Below are 18,042 nucleotides of genomic sequence, written 5' to 3'. Positions count from 1 at the left end.
CCCTTCGAGAACGGGAGTGCCCACATGTCCGTCGATTTCGGAGTGTTACCCCCGGAGATCATCTCCGCATGGATGTACAGCGGAGCCGGTTCTGGGCCGCTGATGTCGGCCGCGTCGGCGTGGAGCAGCCTGGCCGCCGAGTTGGAGTCGTCGGCGTCGTCCACCCAATCGGTGATTTCGGAGCTGACCGGAGAGTGGCTGGGACCGGCGTCGGCGTCGATGACCGCCGCCACGGCGCCCTACGTCGGCTGGCTGAACTCCACCGCCGCCGCCGCTCAGCAGGCGAGCTCGCAAGCAATGGCCTCGGCGGCCGCATTCGAGGCCGCCCGCGCGGCAACGGTGCCGCCGCCGGTGATCGTTGCCAATCGGGCCCAGCTGGCGGCACTCGTGGCGTCAAACTTTCTGGGGCAGAACACCCCGGCGATCCTGGCAACCGAAGCCCACTACCTGCAGATGTGGGCGCAAGATGCCCTGGCCATGGTCGGCTACAGCACCTCGTCGGCCAGCGCAGCAGCGTTGTCTCCGATGACCCCGGCACCGCAGACGACCAATCCTGCCGGGTCGGCTATCGCCAGTACCATTGCCGCCGGCGGGCTCCAGCAGGAGCTGACTCAAGCGGTCTCCACCCTGCAGGGGGCGCTGCAGGCGGTCGCCTCGCCTCTGACAACGTCGCCGGCCATGGATATCGCCGACCTCTTTTTTGGTACTCCGTTGTTCTCGAATGCCATCAACGGAGGCGTGAACACCGCGGCTTGGTTTGTGTGCACCGCGATCCCGACCGCGGTGTCGCTGGGCCACACCCTGGCCTTGGCGGGCCCGGCCACCCTGGCATCCGACGTTGTCGGCGCGGAAGGTCTTGCGGCCGGTTTGGGCCCAGCGGTCCTGGCGGGCATGGTGCAGCCGGCCGGCGTGCTGGCATCCGGTGCGGCGCCGGTGTTGGCAGGACTGGGCCAGGCATCCACCATCGGCGGGGTGTCGGTACCGGTCACCTGGTCGGCGGCGGCGGGTACCGAGGTCGCGACATCGGCAGGCTCGGGCTGGACCGCTGCCGCCGACGAGGCCGCGCAGATGCAGGCCGTGCCGGCCGGGATGGGATCGGCGGCCTCCGCCGGGCGCGCCGGCTTCGGTTCAGGTGTGCCCCGCTACGGCGTCAAGCCGACGGTGATGCCCAAACAGGTGTTCGTGTGAATGCTGGGGCTACCCCTTGGTCGCTGGCAACAGCGGGGGCATCTCCGTCCAGCCGGGGCTCGGGTGTGCGTGCCGGCGGCCGCCGTCGATCCCCCGGACAGGTGCGGTAGCGAATACAGCCACAATTCAGGCCGATAATGCAGCCTTGGGAACCAGCAGCGGCTGCGACCGGCGCTGACACCACGTAACCCGCCGGGAAAATTGCCGCCGCCGTCATGCCGGCCGGCAAAATGCCGGCACCGCTGAGTCCAACCGCCAGGGCCACGCCGGCAACGCCCAACCGTACGGGCGCCAACCTGCTGCAACGTCGCATCATCATTCCTGGTATTTCGTCCGTGTTTCGTCTTGCTCACAATCTATCCCCCGTACCTGGCAGCTCCCTGACTCCCAGCGCTACCTCGACGATGACCACCGGTGTGGGTGAAGCGGTAGAAATCACGCCGGCCGGCACGTGGCCGATCCTGCGGGCCGGAGATAGACCCACAGGACGGACGGTCGCATTGCTACGCCATTTTCAGCGAATGCAATCATCCAATCACTTATTGGATGAATTCGTCGGCTTCCCTGCCCGATGTACCGAAAGCCGGGAAACCTGCGTGGGCAGACTGCTGCCATTTGATCTGCGTACCCGACGAAAGAAGATCTCCATGTCCGGTCGACAGCAGAAAATGGCGGCCGGGACGGAAACGGGCCGCGACGGATTTGTGGTCAGCCGCCCTGGCGACAACGCTGAGTCAATCCAATGTGGCGAGCAGATGCTTCTCGATCACCGCGCGATCCGCCGGCACGGGTGGCGCCACACAAAACACGTCGTCTACCGTTGCCCCCCGCGTGGTGGCTTTTGCCCAGACGATGTCGGCCCCGGACTGTTCCAGCGCTGCCGCCAGCCGAGCCAGCAGGCCGGGGCGATCGGTTGCACGGACTTCGAGAATCAGCCGGCCGGGCGTGCTGTCGAACCACAAGACGCGAGGCGAGGGCGAGGGACCGCTCGCCGGCACCCCTGCGGAAACACCGCCGTCGGAGATTCGGTGAGGCTCGCCCTGGCGTCGCTGCAACGCGGCGAGCACGTCGATGTCGTCCGCGAGCGCCAGACTGAACTGCTCACAAACGAGCTGGGCAGCCGGCGGTGAGCCGAAATACGGAGACACCACGAACTCGGTGATCACCGCCCCGTGCCGAATGTTGACCGTCGCCGCATGCACCCGCAGCCCATTCAGCGCCAACACGCCCGCAGCCTTCCACAGCAGACCGCGTTGTTCGGGCCCGAACATGACGGCGCGGTAGGTACGACCGTCGGAATCGGGGTGCAGTTCCACGCGCACTTCATGCGCTGCTGCCAGCGAGACGTACTCGGCGGCGACCGGATCGGCCTGCGGCACTACCTCACCGGCCATGAGGAGTCGACAGCGTCGAACCAGGTCGGCGACCAGCGACGCCTTCCAAGCGCTCCACAGCGCCGGGCCGGTGGCCAGCGCGTCGACCTCGGTCAACGCGTGCAGCACCTCCAGCAGCACCACATCCCCGCCCAGCGCCGCAGCAACACCGGCGATGACGTCCGGGTCATTCAGGTCATGGCGGGTGGCGACCTTCGACAGCAGCAGGTGGTGCGTCACCAGCGTGGAGAGCATCGCGACATCACAGGGCCACAGGCCCAGCCGGGCACCGATCTCGGTGACCAGCCGAGCGCCGATCAGGCTGTGATCGCCACCGCCGCCCTTGCCGACGTCGTGCAGGAGGGCGGCCAGGACCAGCAGGTCGGGGCGCGCCACCCGGGTGGTGAACGCCGCAGCCAGAGCCGCCGTCTCGATGAGATGCCGGTCGACGGTCCATATGTGGATGGGGTCGCGGGGCGGTAGATCGCGAATCGCCGCCCATTCCGGGAACAGGCGACCCCACAGCCCAGTGCGATCGAGCGCTTCGATGGTTGCCACCATCGCCGGGCCGGCAGCCAGCAGCACCAAAAGATCCTCGAGGGCCTCCCGCGGCCACGGCACTGACAGCTCGAGCGCGTCGTGGGCCAAACGGTTCAGCGTGGCCGCCGCGATGGGCAATCCGGTGCAGGCAGACGCGGCCGCCACCCGCAACACCAGACCGGGATCGCGCTCGGGTCGGACGTCGCGCGCCAGTACCACCTCTCCGGCGTATTCGACCACCCCGTCGTCCAGCGGCCGCCGTAGCCGCGGCCGCACGGCTGAAATTCCGCGTCTCGGCAGTGCATTGGCAGCGATCCGCAGGCCGGCGTCGACACGGTAACTGATGGTGCGGGCCGCATCGGACAGGCTGCGTGCCAGGTCGTACCGGTCGCCGATGCGTAGCGCAGCGCCGATCTCGTCGGCGTACTGGGCCAGCAGCACGTCGTGCCCGCGGCCGGACACTCGATGCAGTTCAGTGCGGACGTCAAGCAGTCGGAGGTAGGCCGCACCGACCGAACCTCCTCGGCTCTCCGAGCGGCGGACAGTCGCACGATCCGTGAGATGAGCGATCGCCAGCGCGTTGAGCAACTGAACATCGCGTAATCCACCGCGTCCGCATTTCAGATCGGGTTCGACACGATGCGCGATCGCGCCGCTACGCCGCCACCGCGAGTGCGTCGTTTCGACGAGTTCACCGTAACGGGAACGGATTCCGTCCCGCCACTGGTGACGCACCTCGCGAACGAGTTGCGCCGACAATCGCTCATCTCCAGCGATATGGCGCGCCTCAAGCATGCCCAGGTCCGCAAGCAGATCAACACCGGCGACCTCAACGGCCTCGGCGACGGTGCGCACGCTGTGATCGAGGCGAACGCCTGCGTCCCACAGCGGATACCACAGGAGCCCGGCGACCTCCTCGACAGCAGCGACGGGCTTGCCGTCGTGCAACAGCAACAGGTCCAAGTCGGAGCCGGGAAGCAACTCGCACCGGCCCAGCGAGCCGGTCGCGACGATCGCGAATCCGCTCTCGGCCCCAATGCCGATCTCGGTCGCCTTCGCGGTCAACCAGCATTCGTGCAGCCGCCGCCACGCGTCGCGTAGCGCAGCGGGATCCAATCGACCCGCAGCCTCCGACCGAATCTCGGCTCGCGCCAGCGACAAATCAGTTGCAGTGCGGAAGCATCGCCCTGACTGGGTGACGGGATCCCGATCGCTGTGCGTCATCGCGGCCCATCACGATCAACTCGGGTCAGATCTCATAGGGCATCTGCTCCCCGTTCACCGGTACGCACCCGCATCACCGATTCCACCGGGCTCACCCACACTTTGCCGTCGCCGATCTTGCCGGTGCGTGCGGCGCGCGCGATGATGTCCAGAATCTGTTCTACCGCAAAGTCGTCGACCAGGACCTCAACCCGCACCTTGGGTACGAAATCGACCGAGTACTCCGCCCCCCGGTAGACCTCGGTGTGGCCCTTCTGCCGCCCGTAACCCCGAACTTCACTGACCGTCATGCCCTGCAGCCCCGCTCGTTCCAACCCAATCCTGATGTCCTCCAACGTGAATGGCTTGACGATCGCGGTGATCAGTTTCATTGGCTCGCCTCTCTTCGGCGGGGTGGATGGGAACCGGTCCGCCGACAGCCCCGAAGTCGTAGCCACTTTCGGCGTGTAGCGCTTCGTCGACGCCCGAGGCTTCAACTTCCGCGCCAAGACGCAGTCCGACGGTGTATTTGACGATCAACGCCACGACAGCCGTACCGAGCGCCGAATATGCCGCAACGCTGAACGCGCCGACGATCTGGCGCCACAACTGCTGCGTACCGCCACCGTAGAACAAGCCTGAGGACACGCCGGTCCCACCGGCGATCGCAGCGGTCGCCGGTGCCGCAAGGAATCCCACCAGCACGGTGCCGATGAGTCCGCCGACCAGGTGCACCCCGACTACATCGAGCGAATCATCGAAACCGAAACGGTATTTCAATCCGACCGCCAATGCGCAGGCAACGCCCGCGACGGCACCGATAACCAGCGCACCGACGACGTTCACCGCGGCACACGACGGCGTGATGGCAACCAGGCCGGCCACGATTCCCGACGCGGCGCCCAGCGATGTGGCATGTCCGTCGCGGAGCCTCTCAGCCAACAGCCAACCGAGCATCGCAGTGGCGGCCGCGACCGTGGTGGTGATGAATGTCGACCCCGCGACACCGTTGGCGCTGACCGCCGAGCCGGCGTTGAACCCGTACCAGCCGAACCACAGTAGGCCGGCACCGAGCATGACCAACGGGAGATTGTGCGGCCGCATCGCCCCCGGCCAGCCGGTCCTTTTGCCCAAAATGACCACCAGCACCAACGCAGCGGTGCCCGCATTGATGTGCACCGCGGTGCCGCCCGCGAAGTCAATGGCATGCAGCTTATTGGCGATCCAGCCGCCGTGGGCCGCCGCGACCCCGTCGAATGCGAATACCCAGTGCGCGACCGGGAAGTACACGACGCTCGACCACAGGGCGGCGAACAACAGCCAGCCGCCGAACTTCAACCGATCGGCGACCGCCCCGGAGATCAAGGCGACCGTGATGATCGCGAACATCAACTGAAATGCGGCGAAAACGCTCTGCGGCACCGTACCGACGACCGGAATCTCAACCGCGGGGGTGGTGCCGCCCGAACCGGCGGGGACCGCATTTACACCGATAAGGCCCTTCAGGCCCCAATAATCAGTGGGGCGGCCGACCACATTGCCGACGTCGTCACCGAAGGCCAGCGAGTAACCGTAGAGCACCCACAGCACGGTCACCACACCCATCGCGCTGACGCTCATCATGATCATGTTCAGCACACTCTTGGCGCGCACCATCCCGCCGTAGAAAAACGCCAGGCCGGGTGTCATCAGCAGCACCAGCGCGGCGCTGATCAGCAGCCAGGCGGTATCGCCGGTGTCCGGCACCCCCATAGTCGGAAAACGATCCAAGAGTCCCAACCTCCTCGCCGACACAGCTGGTGGATACGGACCAAGCTGGTCAAACAATGCGCATTGGTTGTTTCGCCTTTAACGCCGCGCCGTTGCAGACATGTCACAACCTGCTCACAGGGCCGTGCGGCGATACACACTGCGGCGGGCCGCAGCCGGATTCATTACTGCAAGTAGTCCAGCGCCAGGCGCGCGGCGTTGGCACCGCACATGCCGTGCGCCCCCGGCCCCGGTGGGGTCGCCGCCGAGCAGATGTAGGTGCCGGGAATTCCCGTGCTGTATGGCGAAAGCGTGACCCGCGGCCCAAAGGTCAGCTGGCGGAGGTCTTTTGCGCCGGTCATGATGTCACCGCCCACGAAATTGGGGTTATAGAGCGCCATGTCGGTGGTGCTGCGCACGGCGTGGCCGACGACGCGGTCGCGGAAACCCGGTGCGAACCGTTCGATCTGGGCGATGATCGCCGCGGTGGCGTCGCCGGTGTAGCCGTTGGGCACGTGGGCGTAGGTCCACACCGGGTGGACGTCGCCGACGGATCGCTGCGAGTCGGCCAGGTACTGCTGGCCGACCAGCACGAACGGCCGCTCGGGCATCCGGCCGGCGTGAACATCACGCTCGGTGGCGGCCAACTCAGCATGAGTCCCGGCCAGATGTACGGTGCCGGCCAGCCGGGCGTCGGCGTTGGTCCAGGGCACGCCGCCATCGACGGCGAAGTCGACCTTGAAGGCACCCGGACCCCGCCGGAACCGGCGGTAGGCGTGGGCCACCCGCCGCGGCAACCGGTCTCCCAGGATGCGTGCCACGGCCTCCGGAGCCAGATCGAACAGTGTCACGTCGGCGGGCGGCAGTTGCGATATCGACTCCACCGCTACCCCGGTTTCGATGGTGCCGCCCAGTTCGGCCAGCACGGCGACCAGGGCGGTGGTGATCGCCTGTGATCCCCCGGCCGCCACCGCCCAGCCGTGCCGGTGTCCGGCGGTGAGGATGCCCAGCCCGATCGCCGAGGTCATCGGGTAGTGCAATGGGCGAAACGCGTGTGCCGCAACGCCGATGAACAACGCCCGCGCTTGCGGGGTGGCAAACCAGCGGGCCAACGCCGAAGCGGGCAGCACGGTGGGTGCGCCGAACCGGGCCAGGGTCAGTGGATGGTGCGGGAGCCGCAACAACGGGCCCATGATGTCCTCGTTGAGCGCATCGAACCGGGCGACCGGGCCATCGAACAGCCGTCGCCAGCGGCCGCCGTCGCGGCCCAGGCCGGCTGCGGTCTGCTCGACGGAGCGGTAGAGAACCCCGGCGCTGCCGTCGTCGAGCGGATGCGCGCAGTCCACCTGCGGCCAGCGCCACTGCAAGCCGTAGCGGCCCAAGTCCAGGTCGGACAGGAACGGGGAACCGACCGCCATCGGGTGAATCGCCGAGCAGTGGTCGTGCAGCAGGCCGGCCATGATCGCCTCGCTGCTGCGGGTGCCACCGCCGACCTCGTCGGCGGCTTCGAGCACGCTGACCTGCACACCGTGTTGAGCCAAGGTGACCGCCGCAGCCAACCCGTTGGGCCCGCCGCCCACCACCACCGCTGTGCTCACGCACGGAGCATACCCGCTGGTTACAACCGGAAGCCTGATCTACCGAGGATTCCTCGATTCAAGTAGAGTAGTCCTCGTGTCGGTATCGGACGCGCGGGGCAAGCTGCTGAAGGCGGCACGGCTGCGGTTCGCCGCCAACGAGGCGCTGACCGCGACCCTGGAAGATGTCCGCCGGGAGGCCGGGGTCAGCGTGGGCGCGCTGTATCACCACTTCCCGGACAAGGCCGCGCTGGCGGCGGCGGTGTACGCCCAAGTGATGGCCGAGTACCAGGCCGGGTTCATCACCATGCTGCGGGCGCACGCGACCGCCGAGGGCGGGATTCGCGGCGGCGTCGACCACCACTTGCGGTGGGTGACGGCGCACCGGGGTGAAGCGGAGTTGCTGCTGGGTGATCGGCGCGACAGCCCGGCGCTGCGGGAGTCCAACGGGGATTTCTTCACCGCTGTCCGGGACTGGTGGCGCCCACATCAGGGTTACGGCGCACTGCGACCGATTCAAACTCCGATCACGGCCGCATTGTGGTTCGGGCCGGCACAGGAGTTCAGCCGCTATTGGCTCGCCGGCGGAGCGGCGAGGCTTCCGCGCGGCGCCATCAAAACCTTCGCCGACGCGGCGTGGGTGGCGTTGCGGGCCCAGAAACCCGCCCAGTAGAAGAGGAGGAACGATGACCGAATCCCTGTACAACCGTTTGGTCGCCGACGGAGACGATCCGGACGCACCCGACCGGGTACGCGTCGAGCACCGCGGCGACCGGGCGGTGCTGACGCTGCACGAACCGGACCGGCTCAACGTGCTGTCTGCGCCGCTGGTGCGTCAGCTGCGGCGCGCGCTGACCGCACTCGACGCCGACCCGGACGTTCGCGCCGTTGTGTTGACCGGTGCCGACCCGGGATTCAGCGCCGGCGGCGACCTGAAGATGATGTCCACCGTCACCGAACGGCGCACGGATCCGGCCCCGGAGGGGGTGGCCGATGTGTGGCGGTGGATTCGGCGCGAGTTCGGCGGTGTCGCCAGGCTTATCGCCGCATCGGACACCATCTTCATCGCCGCACTCAACGGCGCCGCCGCGGGTGTCGGCCTGGCCTGGGCGCTGACCTGCGATCTGACCATCGCCAGCGATCGGGCGGTGATCGTGCCCGCGTTCGGCCGGCTCGGGCTGCTTCCAGAGGTGGGTACCAGCTGGGCCCTGACGCGGCGGCTCGGCTACCAGGGGGCGTTGGCCTACTACCTGCGAGGCGAGCCCATCGACGCCGGCACCGCGCAACGGCTGGGCCTGGTGCACGAAGTCGTCGCTCATGATCAGCTGCTGACCGCGGCCGACGACTGGTGCTCGCGGGTCGCCGCGATGCCTCCGCACGCAACGTCGATGGTCAAACCGCTGCTGCGCACGGCAGCCGACGCCAGCTGGAACGAGGCGATGACGCTGGAGGAGTTCGCCGAACCCGTCTGTTTCAGCACCGCCGCGTTCGCCGACAACGTGCACGCCATGCTGGCCGGGCACTGAGGTCCAGCGCGTCGCTCCTGCTAGCCAGGCGTGCCGGCGGGGCCGCCGGCGCCCCCGGCGCCACCGGTCCCACCGTCGTTGGGCTGGCCGGGCTGACCCGCGACCCCGGCTGTGCCGTCGGTGGCTCCGCCGTGGCCGCCGTGGCCGCCCTCGCCGCCGTCACCGACGCTGCCGTTGCCGCCGACCCCACCATTACCACCGGCCCCGCCGGAGCTGCCCACCAAGTCGAGCGCCGAGCCACCGTTTCCGCCACGACCGCCGGCAGCACCGACCAGGCCATTGCCGCCCGCACCACCGACGCCCCCGACACCGCCGTTACCGCCGGTTGAGCCGTGGCCCGCGGCCCCACCCGAGCCGCCGTCACCGCCATGGCCCCCGAGTCCCATCGGGTTGTTCAAACCCGCACCGCCCGCACCACCGGCGCCGCCGTCACCGTCTCCACCGACCTGACCGGCCTCGCCGACCCACGCGTTGCTGGCGCCGGCCGCACCGCCCTGCCCGCCGTCGCCGCCGTTGCCGCCATTGCCGCCGTTGGGCTGAGACGCCGTACCGAAGGCACCGGCCGCACCGGAGCCGCCGGTCCCGCCTTCGCCGCCGGCACCGCTGTTGCCCAGGAACCAACCGGCGCTCCCGCCGACTCCGCCGTTGCCGGCGTCGCCGCCGTTGAACGCCGTAATCACGGTGTTGTTGATCCCGGCCCAGCCGGACCCGCCGACACCGCCGGCTCCGCCGAAGCCCCAACCGGCCAAGACGTCACCGCCCTCGCCGCCTTCGCCACCGGCGTGCGACACCAGCGAGGTGCCGTTGAAGGTGTCGTAGAAGCCGGTGCCGCCTTGGCCGCCGACACCTCCGTCGCCGAACCACATGCCGCCGGAGCCGCCCTGACCACCGGCGCCGGCCTCGACCACAGTGCCGTTGCCACCGAGGAAGGCAGCGGCACCCTGACCGCCCGCACCGCCGTTGCCGAACAATCCGGCGTCGCCGCCTGCGCCACCCATACCGTCGTCGACGCCCGCGACGCCCACCGTCCCGGTGCCGCCGTCACCGAACAGGAATCCACCGTCGCCGAGGTCTCCGAAACCGAGCCAGCCGAACAGCGAGGTGTTCATGCCGGTGAAGCCATCGAGTCCATCGCCGATCAGATCCCGGCCGAACATCAGGACCCACGGGGTGTTGATCAGATCGATCGTGAGTTGATTGCCCGCGTCGTGCATCCAGACCTGAATCGCACTGTGCAACGGGATGTAGAAGTTGTCCTGGTACAGCTCGGCCCAGTCGCCCGGCGAGAACGCATTGAAGTCGACCGAGCCGATGTCGATCGGATCGGCACTGGCCATGCCGATGTCGACCGGGTCGACGGCGGATGGGTCGAACCAACTGCTGGGGTCCAGGAAGTCGAAGTCGGCCTGCGCCGACGGTGAGGTCGCCAGTGGTGTCAGCGCAAGGGCCAATGCCGCTACGGCACCGCCCAGTGCACGCCCCAACCTTCCGGTTGCGGTAATACCGTGCTGCCCGAATTTGCGACGACGGCGACGATTCATTTGGGAAGACCTTTCTGCGACAAATCCGGAGTGACGGGCCGAAGCGGCCTTAAGCGGGGGTGATTGCGTCAAGGCCGAGGAGGTCGGCGACCCAGGACAGGTCGGGATTGCCGTCCACCGGCGAACCGAGGGTGTTCACGAGATCCGAGGTATCCGCGGGATCCGTGGCCATCGCCGAACCGCCGAACAGCCCGGTGGGGTCCTGGTTGTCGAAGGCGACGCGTTGCGCGGCATTCCACAGCGTCGAGAACGGCTCTTCCCCGAGGAATCCCCCCGGGATGTAAGTCCGCGGATCCGCCAGTTCCTTGAAGGCGTCCTGGACTCCTTGGGTCCAGGCGCCGGCCAAGGCGGCGTTGACGTCCCCCCAGCTGATGTTGCTCGGTAGCAGGTCCCAGCTGATGGCGGTCGGCACGTTGGCCGGCCCCTGGTTCCAGCCTTCGGTGAGGCTGCCGTAACCCAGGTTCACCAGGATGCGCATGCTGGGTTCCAACAAGGCGGCCAGCGGGCTGCCCCAAACCGGGTTGAGCCGTAGCAGGTCCAGCAGCGGCAGATGCTCAGTGGGGATCATGTAGTAGTCGGTCAAGCTGCCGGGGTCGGTGGTCTCCAACTGGATTGCGTTCGCGATGTCATCGTGACTCAGACCCAGATATCCGTCATGTATCAAAACCATGCCGACGATGGCGTTGAGAGTGGACAACAGGTTCAGCGGGTACCGGGGAAAGTCGGCAAATCCATCGTATTCCATCGTGTAGACGTCGGTGGTGAAGTAGTCCGGGGTCGGGTGCCCGAGGGTCAGACCGAACCAGAAGCTGACGTCCCCGCCCGAACCGTTGAGCATTTCGACAACGCCACCATTGGGGTTGGCAGAATTGCCGACCATCACGAAATGGACATCCTCAGCCGGCACACCCTGGTGATAGAGCTGCTCCATCGTCATCGACGACATCGCCGAACTCTGCGAGTAGCCGAACACGTACACCGGATTGTCGGCGTTGACCTGACCGGTGGCGATCTGTTCGTTGATCGCCTGGGCCAGGATCTGGGCGCCTTGCACTTCCGAGACGTTGCCTGGGAAGTACAGCTGGGGAGTGAACAGCGATTGCGCGGTCCCGGTGAAGCCGTGCGGTTGCAGGTACAAGATGTCGGCGGCGTTGACGTATCCGTCCGACGGCAACGGAATACCGCTGCCGCCCATCACGAATGCAACGCCTCCCCCGGCCGCCGCAGCGACATCGTCGGAGGCGCTCAGCGCTACGGCCTGCGACACCGCAGCCGACGACGGCGCCGCCAACGGCGACGCGGCATTGACACCGACCAGACCACCGAACACGGAGAAAACGCTCAGCACACCGAGAACTGCACGCAGGTGGCGAGACGCCCCCGCGCCGCGCAGGCCCGACATCGCCGCGATACCAGCCATGGAAACTCCCCTGAACGCCCTCGAACGTGTTACCGACCTGTTGCAGAACTGGAACCGAAATTAGATCACGCACAACAGTTTTAGTCCGGTGTTCCGCAGAAAACCAGCCAAACTGACATAACTCGTGTTATTGGGACGTGTTGATAATTTTCGCCATTTCACCACGCCCGAATCCCCCGGGGACTAACGTCCGCGTAAAGTGTCCGACGTGGATATTAACGGAGCAAGCGCGATCGTCACCGGTGGCGCATCAGGAATCGGTGCGGCCACTGCCCGCCAGTTGGCCGACAGGGGAGCCCGGGTCGTCGTCGCGGACCTGCAGGCGGACAAGGGTGAGGCGCTGGCCCACGAGATCGGTGGAGTGTTCGTATCCGTCGACGTGACCAGCACCGAACAGATCATCGACGCGGTCAAGACCGCCACCGACCTCGGCCCGCTGCGGGCGCTGGTGAACTCGGCCGGTATCGGCTGGGCGCAGCGAACCATCGGCAAGGACGGCGAGTTCGACTCCGCGCACAGCCTGGACGCCTACAAGAAGGTATTGGCGATCAACCTGGTCGGCACCTTCGACTGCATCCGGATCGCGGCCACCGCGATGAGCCGCAATGAGCTCACCGAGACCGGCGAGCGCGGCGCGATCGTCAACATGACCAGCGTCGCTGCGTTCGACGGCCAGATCGGTCAGGCCGCCTACTCGTCGTCCAAGGGTGGCGTCGTGGGCCTGACCCTGCCGGTGGCCCGCGACCTGTCCGCGTCGGGGATCCGGGTCAACACCGTCGCCCCCGGCCTGATCGACACCCCGATCTACGGGGAGGGAGAGGCCTCGGAAGCCTTCAAAGCCAAGCTCGGCGAGTCCGTGTTGTTCCCGCACCGGCTCGGCAAGCCCGAGGAGCTGGCGTCGATGGTGGTCGAGCTGCTCACCAACTCCTACATGAACGCCGAGGTCGTCCGGGTGGACGGCGGCATCCGGATGCCCCCGAAGTAGCAATTTCCCGTCTAGCCGAAGGCCCCCGTTTCGACGGGGGCCTTCTGAGTCTCAGGGGTGCAGCTGCGCCCACGGGTGGGCCGATTCCAGTTGCGCGGCAACACCGATCAACACATCCTCGCGACCGTAGCCGGCGGCGAGTTGCACCCCGATCGGCAGACCCTCGGCATTGCGGTACAGCGGAAGACTGATCGCCGGTTGCCCACTCATGTTGAACGGCGGGGTGAATGCGGCGAACTGCCCGGCGCGGCGCTGCGGGGCAGTCGGATCGGCGGGATTGTTCTCGAACTCGGTCAACAGTGGTGGCGGCTCGGCGACCGTCGGCGTCAGCAGCAGGTCCCAGCCGTCGGCCCACCACTGTTGCAGCGCACGCCGGAAAGCCCACCCCGCCGCCTGCGCCGCGGCATAGTCGACGGCGCTCAGCCGCTGCGCCTGCTCGACGAGGGCCCAGTTCACCGGCTCCATGTCCGCGGCGGTGATCTCGCGACCCAGCGTCGCACCGATATCGCGGGCGGCAAGTGCCATTTGCGCCGCCCACAGCGCCATGAATTTCTGCGGCAACGTGGTGTCGGAAAGGCAGTCCGGCCACGTCGGCTCGACGATGTGCCCGAGCCCCTCCAGCATCGACGCCGCCGCCCGTACCGCCGATCGACAGTCCTCGTGTAGGAACCCGCCCCGCGGGTGCACGTCGAGCAGCCCGATCCGCAGCTTTCCCGGGTCGGCGCCGACCTCCTCGACATAGGGGCGACGCGGCGCGGGCGCCATGACGGTGTCGCCGACTCCCGGGCCGCGCACCGCGTCCAGAAGGCCCGCCGTGTCGCGCACCGAGCGGCTGACGCAGAGTTCGACGCCGAGCCCTGCCTCGGCGCGGGCCGGGCCGACGGTGATGCGGCCCTGGCTGGGCTTGAGTCCCACGAGCCCGCAGCACGACGCCGGGATGCGAATGCTGCCGCCGCCGTCGGACGCATTGGCGAACGGCACCATCCCGGTCGCCACCGCAACGGCCGCCCCGCCGCTGGATCCTCCCGGCGTCCTATCGGGCGCCCACGGGTTGCGGGTCGGCCCCCAGGCCAGCGGCTGCGTGGTGGGCAGGCTGCCCAATTCCGGGCTATTGGTCCGTCCGGCGATCACCAGCCCGGCCGCCTTGAATCGGGCGACAAGCGTGGTGTCGGAAGCGTCGATCTTGCCGGCCGCTTTAAGGGCGGCGTTGCCGTTGGACAGGGTTTGGCCGGCGAAACTGGTGTAGAGATCCTTGAGCAGGAACGGGACTCCACGAAACGGGCCGGTGGGCAGGCTCGGGTCCGCGGCCACCGATCGGGCATGGTCGAACCACCGCATGACCACCGCGTTCAGAGTCGGATTCGACTGTTCGATCCGCTCGATCGCCGCTTCCAGCAGTTCGCTGGGGCTGACCTCACCTTTGGCGACCAACTGCGCCTGCGCAGTGGCGTCCATCCATCGGGTCTGGCCCGCAAGACCACTCATGAGTTCCGGTTCTACCACGACGGGGCTCAACCGCGTCAGCAGTCGAGTGCCCGCCTACGTTGCCGCGTAGCGGTCACGCAACTTGGCCAGGGTCGCCTCGATGCCCTTCTTGTTGGCCTTGATCGATCCTGTCAGCTCATAGAACGTCCGCCTGAGCGCACCGGCGTCGTGATAGTCGAACGTCTCGGTGACCCGGGTCAGGGCCGGTGCGAGGGCCTCGAATTCCCAGCGCCAGCGGTGCCCCTCCGGATGGCGCCACTCAACCAATTCGTTCGGCTTGAGCGCGGTCACCCGGCTGGTGATCCGGTAGGGGACGCCGTACATCTTCATGTTTGTCGAAAACTTCGACCCGACAGCGACTTCCGCCGGCGCGTGGGCGTTGTCGCGAACCGTGCCCGACCCGTCCAGTTCCTGGTGACGGCGCGGGTCGGCGGCGATGGTGAACAGCTCGGCCGCCGGCGCTGCCACCTCGACCGACCGGCAGACCCGCCCGGGTCCCGCATCGACGACGACAACAGTCATGTTCCCTCCGTCCCGGCGCCCGCAGCGCGGGCGATGTCGAGGCTACCCGCGACGCTGGGCACCCTGACCGGCGTGCCGCGTGGCACCCCAGAGCCCAACGCCGATACCGACGATCGCTCCACCGAGGCCGATGATCTGCTGGCCGCGCTTGAGGTCGGCGTGCACGCTCATCCCGCCCAGCAGATCGGCCGCGTCCGCGCCACCGGATGCCAGAAACCAGCCGCGGGTATCTCGGCCACGCACGGCTGCGTACAGCAACAGGCCCCCGATCAGGGCGTCGCGGTAGCCCATCGACCGGAGCAGCAGCCGGGCCGAAGGGCCCGGATCGTCCGGCTCACCCCAGATCCGGTTCGCTCGCAGGGGATCGACCAGGAACGAGACTCCCGAGGCCAGCCGGATGCTGCCGGCGACAAGCGCGGCGCGGTCCTTCACCATGGATCGCAGCCTAAAGCGAGGCATCGGTGCCCGGAGTTATTTCCAGGCGAACACCGGTTGCTCCAGCTCATCGACAGGGTCTCCTCGACCCTCCAGGCACAGCCACCGCAATTGCAGCAGCACCGCCCCGGTCGGCGCGTGGATGAGGTCGTTGCCCAACGGGATCTGCACAACCGGACGCGAGCTCTCCGGGATCGAGATGAAGCGCGGGGAGTCGTCGCGTTGCAACTGGTGCAGCCCCACCCGGTAGGCCGCCACCACCTCGTCGGGCGCGGGCCGCGGATCGAGCCGCCCACCGCCCCAGACCACCACCGGGCTGATGACGTATCCGGAGCGGGTCGGGTAGTCGTCGAGCAGACCCAGCACGGCTGAGGCGGGCAGCCTGATACCGACCTCCTCGTCCAACTCCCGCAGCGCAGCATCGACCGCGGTTTCACCGGGATCCAGCCGGCCACCGGGCAGCGCCCACTGCGCGGCGTGCGAGGTGAGACGAGATGCTCTGCGGCACAGCAGGAAAGCAGCACCTCCGGATACGTCGACCATGCGGCCGTCGAGTCCGGCGTCCGGCATGGGCCGCCCGCCGATCCAGTCGTCCACCGGCGCGGGGTCGACCCGGTCTTCGCCGATCTCGGAGTCCACGATCACTACCGCGACGGCCGCGTGCCGCTTCGACGGATCGGTCACGGCGCGGCGGTCATGCGCTTCCAGACGTGCCCGGATCCGCTCCCGCAGCGCCTCGTCATAGCTGATCGTCACCGCTTGACCTTAGGCGGCGTGGGCGGGAACGATCTCGATGCCGAGCCCATCCGTCGGTCAGCCGGCAGCCCATTCCTTGGCGCGTTCGACGTCATCGAGGCCGAACACCGCCAGTTCGCCGGGAATCATCCACTCGAGCGCATGCAGAACGTGGGCGACCCAGTCCTTGTCGGACACCACCGCGATCCGATTGAACGCGGCGTGATGCGGCAGCACGGCTCCCAGACCGAGCTTGATGTCCTCGGTCAGCCCGCCGGGCCCGAAGCCCTCGTAGTCGGAGTCGATGACCTCGACGATCCGAATATCGCCGCCCTGCAGAAGCTCGTGCAGCGAGGGCTTGATCTCACGCAGTTCGTCGCCGCGAAGCCGCCCCGACACCCGAATTCCGGTCACTCCCTCGGGCATGTCCGCCAGTAGCTCGATCATGGGGATGCTCCCTTCCAGCCGATGCCGTCACTGTAGTCCGCGGGTCCGTCGACTATCCGAAGTCGTTGCCGTGTGACTGGTGTTCGCGGAGCCGGCCGGAGAAGGTCATCCAATCGCCGGCCTCGACATCGGTGAGCAGGTTCCGATGTTCGGCCAGCACGAGACCCACACCACCGGATTCTTCTACCTCGTCGGCCATGGTGTCCCAGCCGAGCTCGTCGGTGACCTGCACACACCCCGACGTGTTCGCGCGGTGGCATGACGGTGACCGGGAGGCCAGCTGGGTCGGCCCGATCAGCCCGCGTTACGTGCCAGATTGATGGCGTAGTCACTGACGAAGTGCCCCGCGGCGGGTTCACCGGAACCGCAACTGCCGTCGGACTCCCCGACCCGCTTGACCCACAGGTAGGCGTCGGCGTGGCCCCCGGCGGTGTTGGTGGTCGGCGGCGTGCCCAGCGCCCGCCCGCTGGGGTTGCACCACCCGAACGGGTCGCCCTCAGCGGGGCCGGCACCGTTGCGGGACGTGTCGATCACGTAGTGCGCGCCGCCCGTCATCCCCGAAATCTCTTCGCCGTAACCGATTTCCTCTTCGGTGCTGAAGTAGTTCGTGGAGTTGAGGGCGAAGCCCCGCGCGCGTGCCACCCCGGCCTGGTTGAGCCGGTTGGCCATTTCGCCGGCTTTGACCCAGCGCGAGTGCCCTGCGTCGACGTAGACGGCGGTGCCCGGGTTGCGACCCAACGTGTCGACGGCGTAGCTGATCAGGTCGAAGCGTTCCTGGCGCTGGTCACCGGAGAGACAATCTGCCATCGCCAGCGCATCGGGTTCCAGCACGATCGCGGCCGGCGAGCCGCCGATCCCGTCGGCGACGCCGTCGATCCAGGCCCGGTAGGACGCGCCGGAGGAGAACCCACCGGCCGCATAGCTTCCGCAATCACGGTGCGGGATGGCGTAGAGCACCAGTACCGGCATGGCACCGGCCGCCGCCGCCGCGCCGGTGTGGCGGGCCACCGTTGCGCCGACCGAACCGACCCCGAACGCCTGGTCGAGCCAGTACGCCTGCGGCGTGTTGGCGACCCGGGCCAGCTCGGCACTGTCCGGCTGGCCGTTCGATGCATGCATCGCCTTCGAGATGGGATCGACGTAGAAGGGCATACCGGCCAGCGGGTTGTCCCCGTCGGCCAGGGCGGGGCCCGCGCCGGCCAGGGCAGCGACGGTCAGCAGGGGGGCAAGGCAGCGCGCGACCGCGCCAAACAGTGTGGAGGGCACAGGGAAAAATTACCGTAGCCGCCGACCCGAGGTAACAGCCAGGTCACGAT

General features: G+C 67.8%; 17 protein-coding genes. 4 read left to right on the top strand and 13 right to left on the bottom strand.

All coding sequences use genetic code 11. The annotated features are described in order from the left end of the window. Positions 1–24 precede the first annotated feature (24 nt). Positions 25–1,188 carry a PPE family protein gene (locus ACZYY4_RS13735; protein WP_463810542.1) on the top strand — a complete coding sequence of 388 codons (1,164 nt, stop codon included), beginning with the start codon at positions 25–27 and terminating at the stop codon, positions 1,186–1,188. A gap of 734 nt (positions 1,189–1,922) precedes the next feature. Here ACZYY4_RS13735 and ACZYY4_RS13730 read toward each other — a convergent pair. The 4 genes from ACZYY4_RS13730 to ACZYY4_RS13715 form a co-directional block, all read right to left on the bottom strand. Continuing rightward, on the bottom strand, positions 1,923–4,325 hold the full coding sequence (locus ACZYY4_RS13730) for a [protein-PII] uridylyltransferase (protein WP_463810541.1): 2,403 nt from the start codon (positions 4,323–4,325) through the stop codon (positions 1,923–1,925). 32 nt (positions 4,326–4,357) lie between these two features. Continuing rightward, positions 4,358–4,696, bottom strand: a complete 339-nt coding sequence (locus tag ACZYY4_RS13725; protein WP_463810540.1) for a P-II family nitrogen regulator — start codon at positions 4,694–4,696, stop codon at positions 4,358–4,360. Further along, a complete protein-coding gene (locus tag ACZYY4_RS13720; RefSeq protein WP_463810539.1) occupies positions 4,602–6,074 on the bottom strand; it encodes an ammonium transporter in 1,473 nt (490 codons plus the stop codon). The genes ACZYY4_RS13725 and ACZYY4_RS13720 overlap by 95 nt, the downstream gene beginning before the upstream one ends. Before the next feature lie 164 nt (positions 6,075–6,238). Next, entirely contained in the window at positions 6,239–7,651 is a 1,413-nt protein-coding gene (locus ACZYY4_RS13715) for a phytoene desaturase family protein (protein ID WP_463810538.1), read from the bottom strand. A gap of 76 nt (positions 7,652–7,727) precedes the next feature. On the opposite strand from ACZYY4_RS13715, the gene ACZYY4_RS13710 reads away from it, so the two are divergent. After that, on the top strand, positions 7,728–8,303 hold the full coding sequence (locus tag ACZYY4_RS13710) for a TetR/AcrR family transcriptional regulator (protein WP_463810537.1): 576 nt from the start codon (positions 7,728–7,730) through the stop codon (positions 8,301–8,303). Between the two features lie 13 nt (positions 8,304–8,316). Then, positions 8,317–9,156, top strand: a complete 840-nt coding sequence (locus tag ACZYY4_RS13705; RefSeq protein WP_463810536.1) for an enoyl-CoA hydratase/isomerase family protein — start codon at positions 8,317–8,319, stop codon at positions 9,154–9,156. A gap of 20 nt (positions 9,157–9,176) precedes the next feature. Here the strand turns inward: ACZYY4_RS13705 and ACZYY4_RS13700 are convergent, their stop codons facing one another. Further along, a complete protein-coding gene (locus tag ACZYY4_RS13700; protein ID WP_463810535.1) occupies positions 9,177–10,697 on the bottom strand; it encodes a PE family protein in 1,521 nt (506 codons plus the stop codon). 49 nt (positions 10,698–10,746) lie between these two features. Beyond that, entirely contained in the window at positions 10,747–12,117 is a 1,371-nt protein-coding gene (locus ACZYY4_RS13695; protein WP_463810534.1) for a PE-PPE domain-containing protein, read from the bottom strand. 208 nt (positions 12,118–12,325) lie between these two features. Between ACZYY4_RS13695 and ACZYY4_RS13690 the strand changes: the two genes are divergently transcribed. Then, the gene (locus ACZYY4_RS13690; protein WP_463810533.1) at positions 12,326–13,102 is read left to right on the top strand and encodes an SDR family NAD(P)-dependent oxidoreductase; all 777 of its coding nucleotides are present in this window, start codon (positions 12,326–12,328) and stop codon (positions 13,100–13,102) included. Between the two features lie 51 nt (positions 13,103–13,153). Here the strand turns inward: ACZYY4_RS13690 and ACZYY4_RS13685 are convergent, their stop codons facing one another. The 7 genes from ACZYY4_RS13685 to ACZYY4_RS13655 form a co-directional block, all read right to left on the bottom strand. Further along, positions 13,154–14,587 (bottom strand): amidase, encoded by a 1,434-nt coding sequence (locus ACZYY4_RS13685; RefSeq protein ID WP_463810532.1) that lies wholly within the window; start codon positions 14,585–14,587, stop codon positions 13,154–13,156. A gap of 54 nt (positions 14,588–14,641) precedes the next feature. After that, entirely contained in the window at positions 14,642–15,109 is a 468-nt protein-coding gene (locus ACZYY4_RS13680; RefSeq protein WP_463810531.1) for an SRPBCC family protein, read from the bottom strand. Between the two features lie 42 nt (positions 15,110–15,151). Next, positions 15,152–15,544 carry a DUF4267 domain-containing protein gene (locus ACZYY4_RS13675; protein WP_463810530.1) on the bottom strand — a complete coding sequence of 131 codons (393 nt, stop codon included), beginning with the start codon at positions 15,542–15,544 and terminating at the stop codon, positions 15,152–15,154. Positions 15,545–15,580: 36 nt separating this feature from the next. Beyond that, positions 15,581–16,300 carry an NUDIX hydrolase gene (locus ACZYY4_RS13670; RefSeq protein WP_463810529.1) on the bottom strand — a complete coding sequence of 240 codons (720 nt, stop codon included), beginning with the start codon at positions 16,298–16,300 and terminating at the stop codon, positions 15,581–15,583. A 57-nt stretch (positions 16,301–16,357) separates the two neighbouring features. After that, on the bottom strand, positions 16,358–16,726 hold the full coding sequence (locus ACZYY4_RS13665) for a SpoIIAA family protein (protein ID WP_463810528.1): 369 nt from the start codon (positions 16,724–16,726) through the stop codon (positions 16,358–16,360). 52 nt (positions 16,727–16,778) lie between these two features. Beyond that, positions 16,779–16,958 (bottom strand): hypothetical protein, encoded by a 180-nt coding sequence (locus ACZYY4_RS13660; protein WP_463810527.1) that lies wholly within the window; start codon positions 16,956–16,958, stop codon positions 16,779–16,781. A 62-nt stretch (positions 16,959–17,020) separates the two neighbouring features. After that, entirely contained in the window at positions 17,021–17,992 is a 972-nt protein-coding gene (locus ACZYY4_RS13655; protein WP_463810526.1) for a glycoside hydrolase family 6 protein, read from the bottom strand. Positions 17,993–18,042 lie beyond the last annotated feature (50 nt).

The organism is Mycobacterium sp. IDUB_21, from assembly GCF_055419425.1.
Note: the sequence above shows the minus strand (reverse complement) of the source record. Positions and strands in the feature narration are given on the sequence as shown.

Excerpts from the sequence above, each read along its gene's own strand:
- ACZYY4_RS13735 (WP_463810542.1), top strand. The coding sequence starts at position 25 with ATGTCCGTCGATTTCGGAGTGTTACCCCCGGAGATCATCTCCGCATGG.
- ACZYY4_RS13730 (WP_463810541.1), bottom strand. The coding sequence starts at position 4,325 with ATGACGCACAGCGATCGGGATCCCGTCACCCAGTCAGGGCGATGCTTC.
- ACZYY4_RS13725 (WP_463810540.1), bottom strand. The coding sequence starts at position 4,696 with ATGAAACTGATCACCGCGATCGTCAAGCCATTCACGTTGGAGGACATC.
- ACZYY4_RS13705 (WP_463810536.1), top strand. The coding sequence starts at position 8,317 with ATGACCGAATCCCTGTACAACCGTTTGGTCGCCGACGGAGACGATCCG.
- ACZYY4_RS13700 (WP_463810535.1), bottom strand. The coding sequence starts at position 10,697 with ATGAATCGTCGCCGTCGTCGCAAATTCGGGCAGCACGGTATTACCGCA.
- ACZYY4_RS13695 (WP_463810534.1), bottom strand. The coding sequence starts at position 12,117 with ATGGCTGGTATCGCGGCGATGTCGGGCCTGCGCGGCGCGGGGGCGTCT.
- ACZYY4_RS13685 (WP_463810532.1), bottom strand. The coding sequence starts at position 14,587 with ATGAGTGGTCTTGCGGGCCAGACCCGATGGATGGACGCCACTGCGCAG.
- ACZYY4_RS13680 (WP_463810531.1), bottom strand. The coding sequence starts at position 15,109 with ATGACTGTTGTCGTCGTCGATGCGGGACCCGGGCGGGTCTGCCGGTCG.
- ACZYY4_RS13675 (WP_463810530.1), bottom strand. The coding sequence starts at position 15,544 with ATGGTGAAGGACCGCGCCGCGCTTGTCGCCGGCAGCATCCGGCTGGCC.
- ACZYY4_RS13665 (WP_463810528.1), bottom strand. The coding sequence starts at position 16,726 with ATGATCGAGCTACTGGCGGACATGCCCGAGGGAGTGACCGGAATTCGG.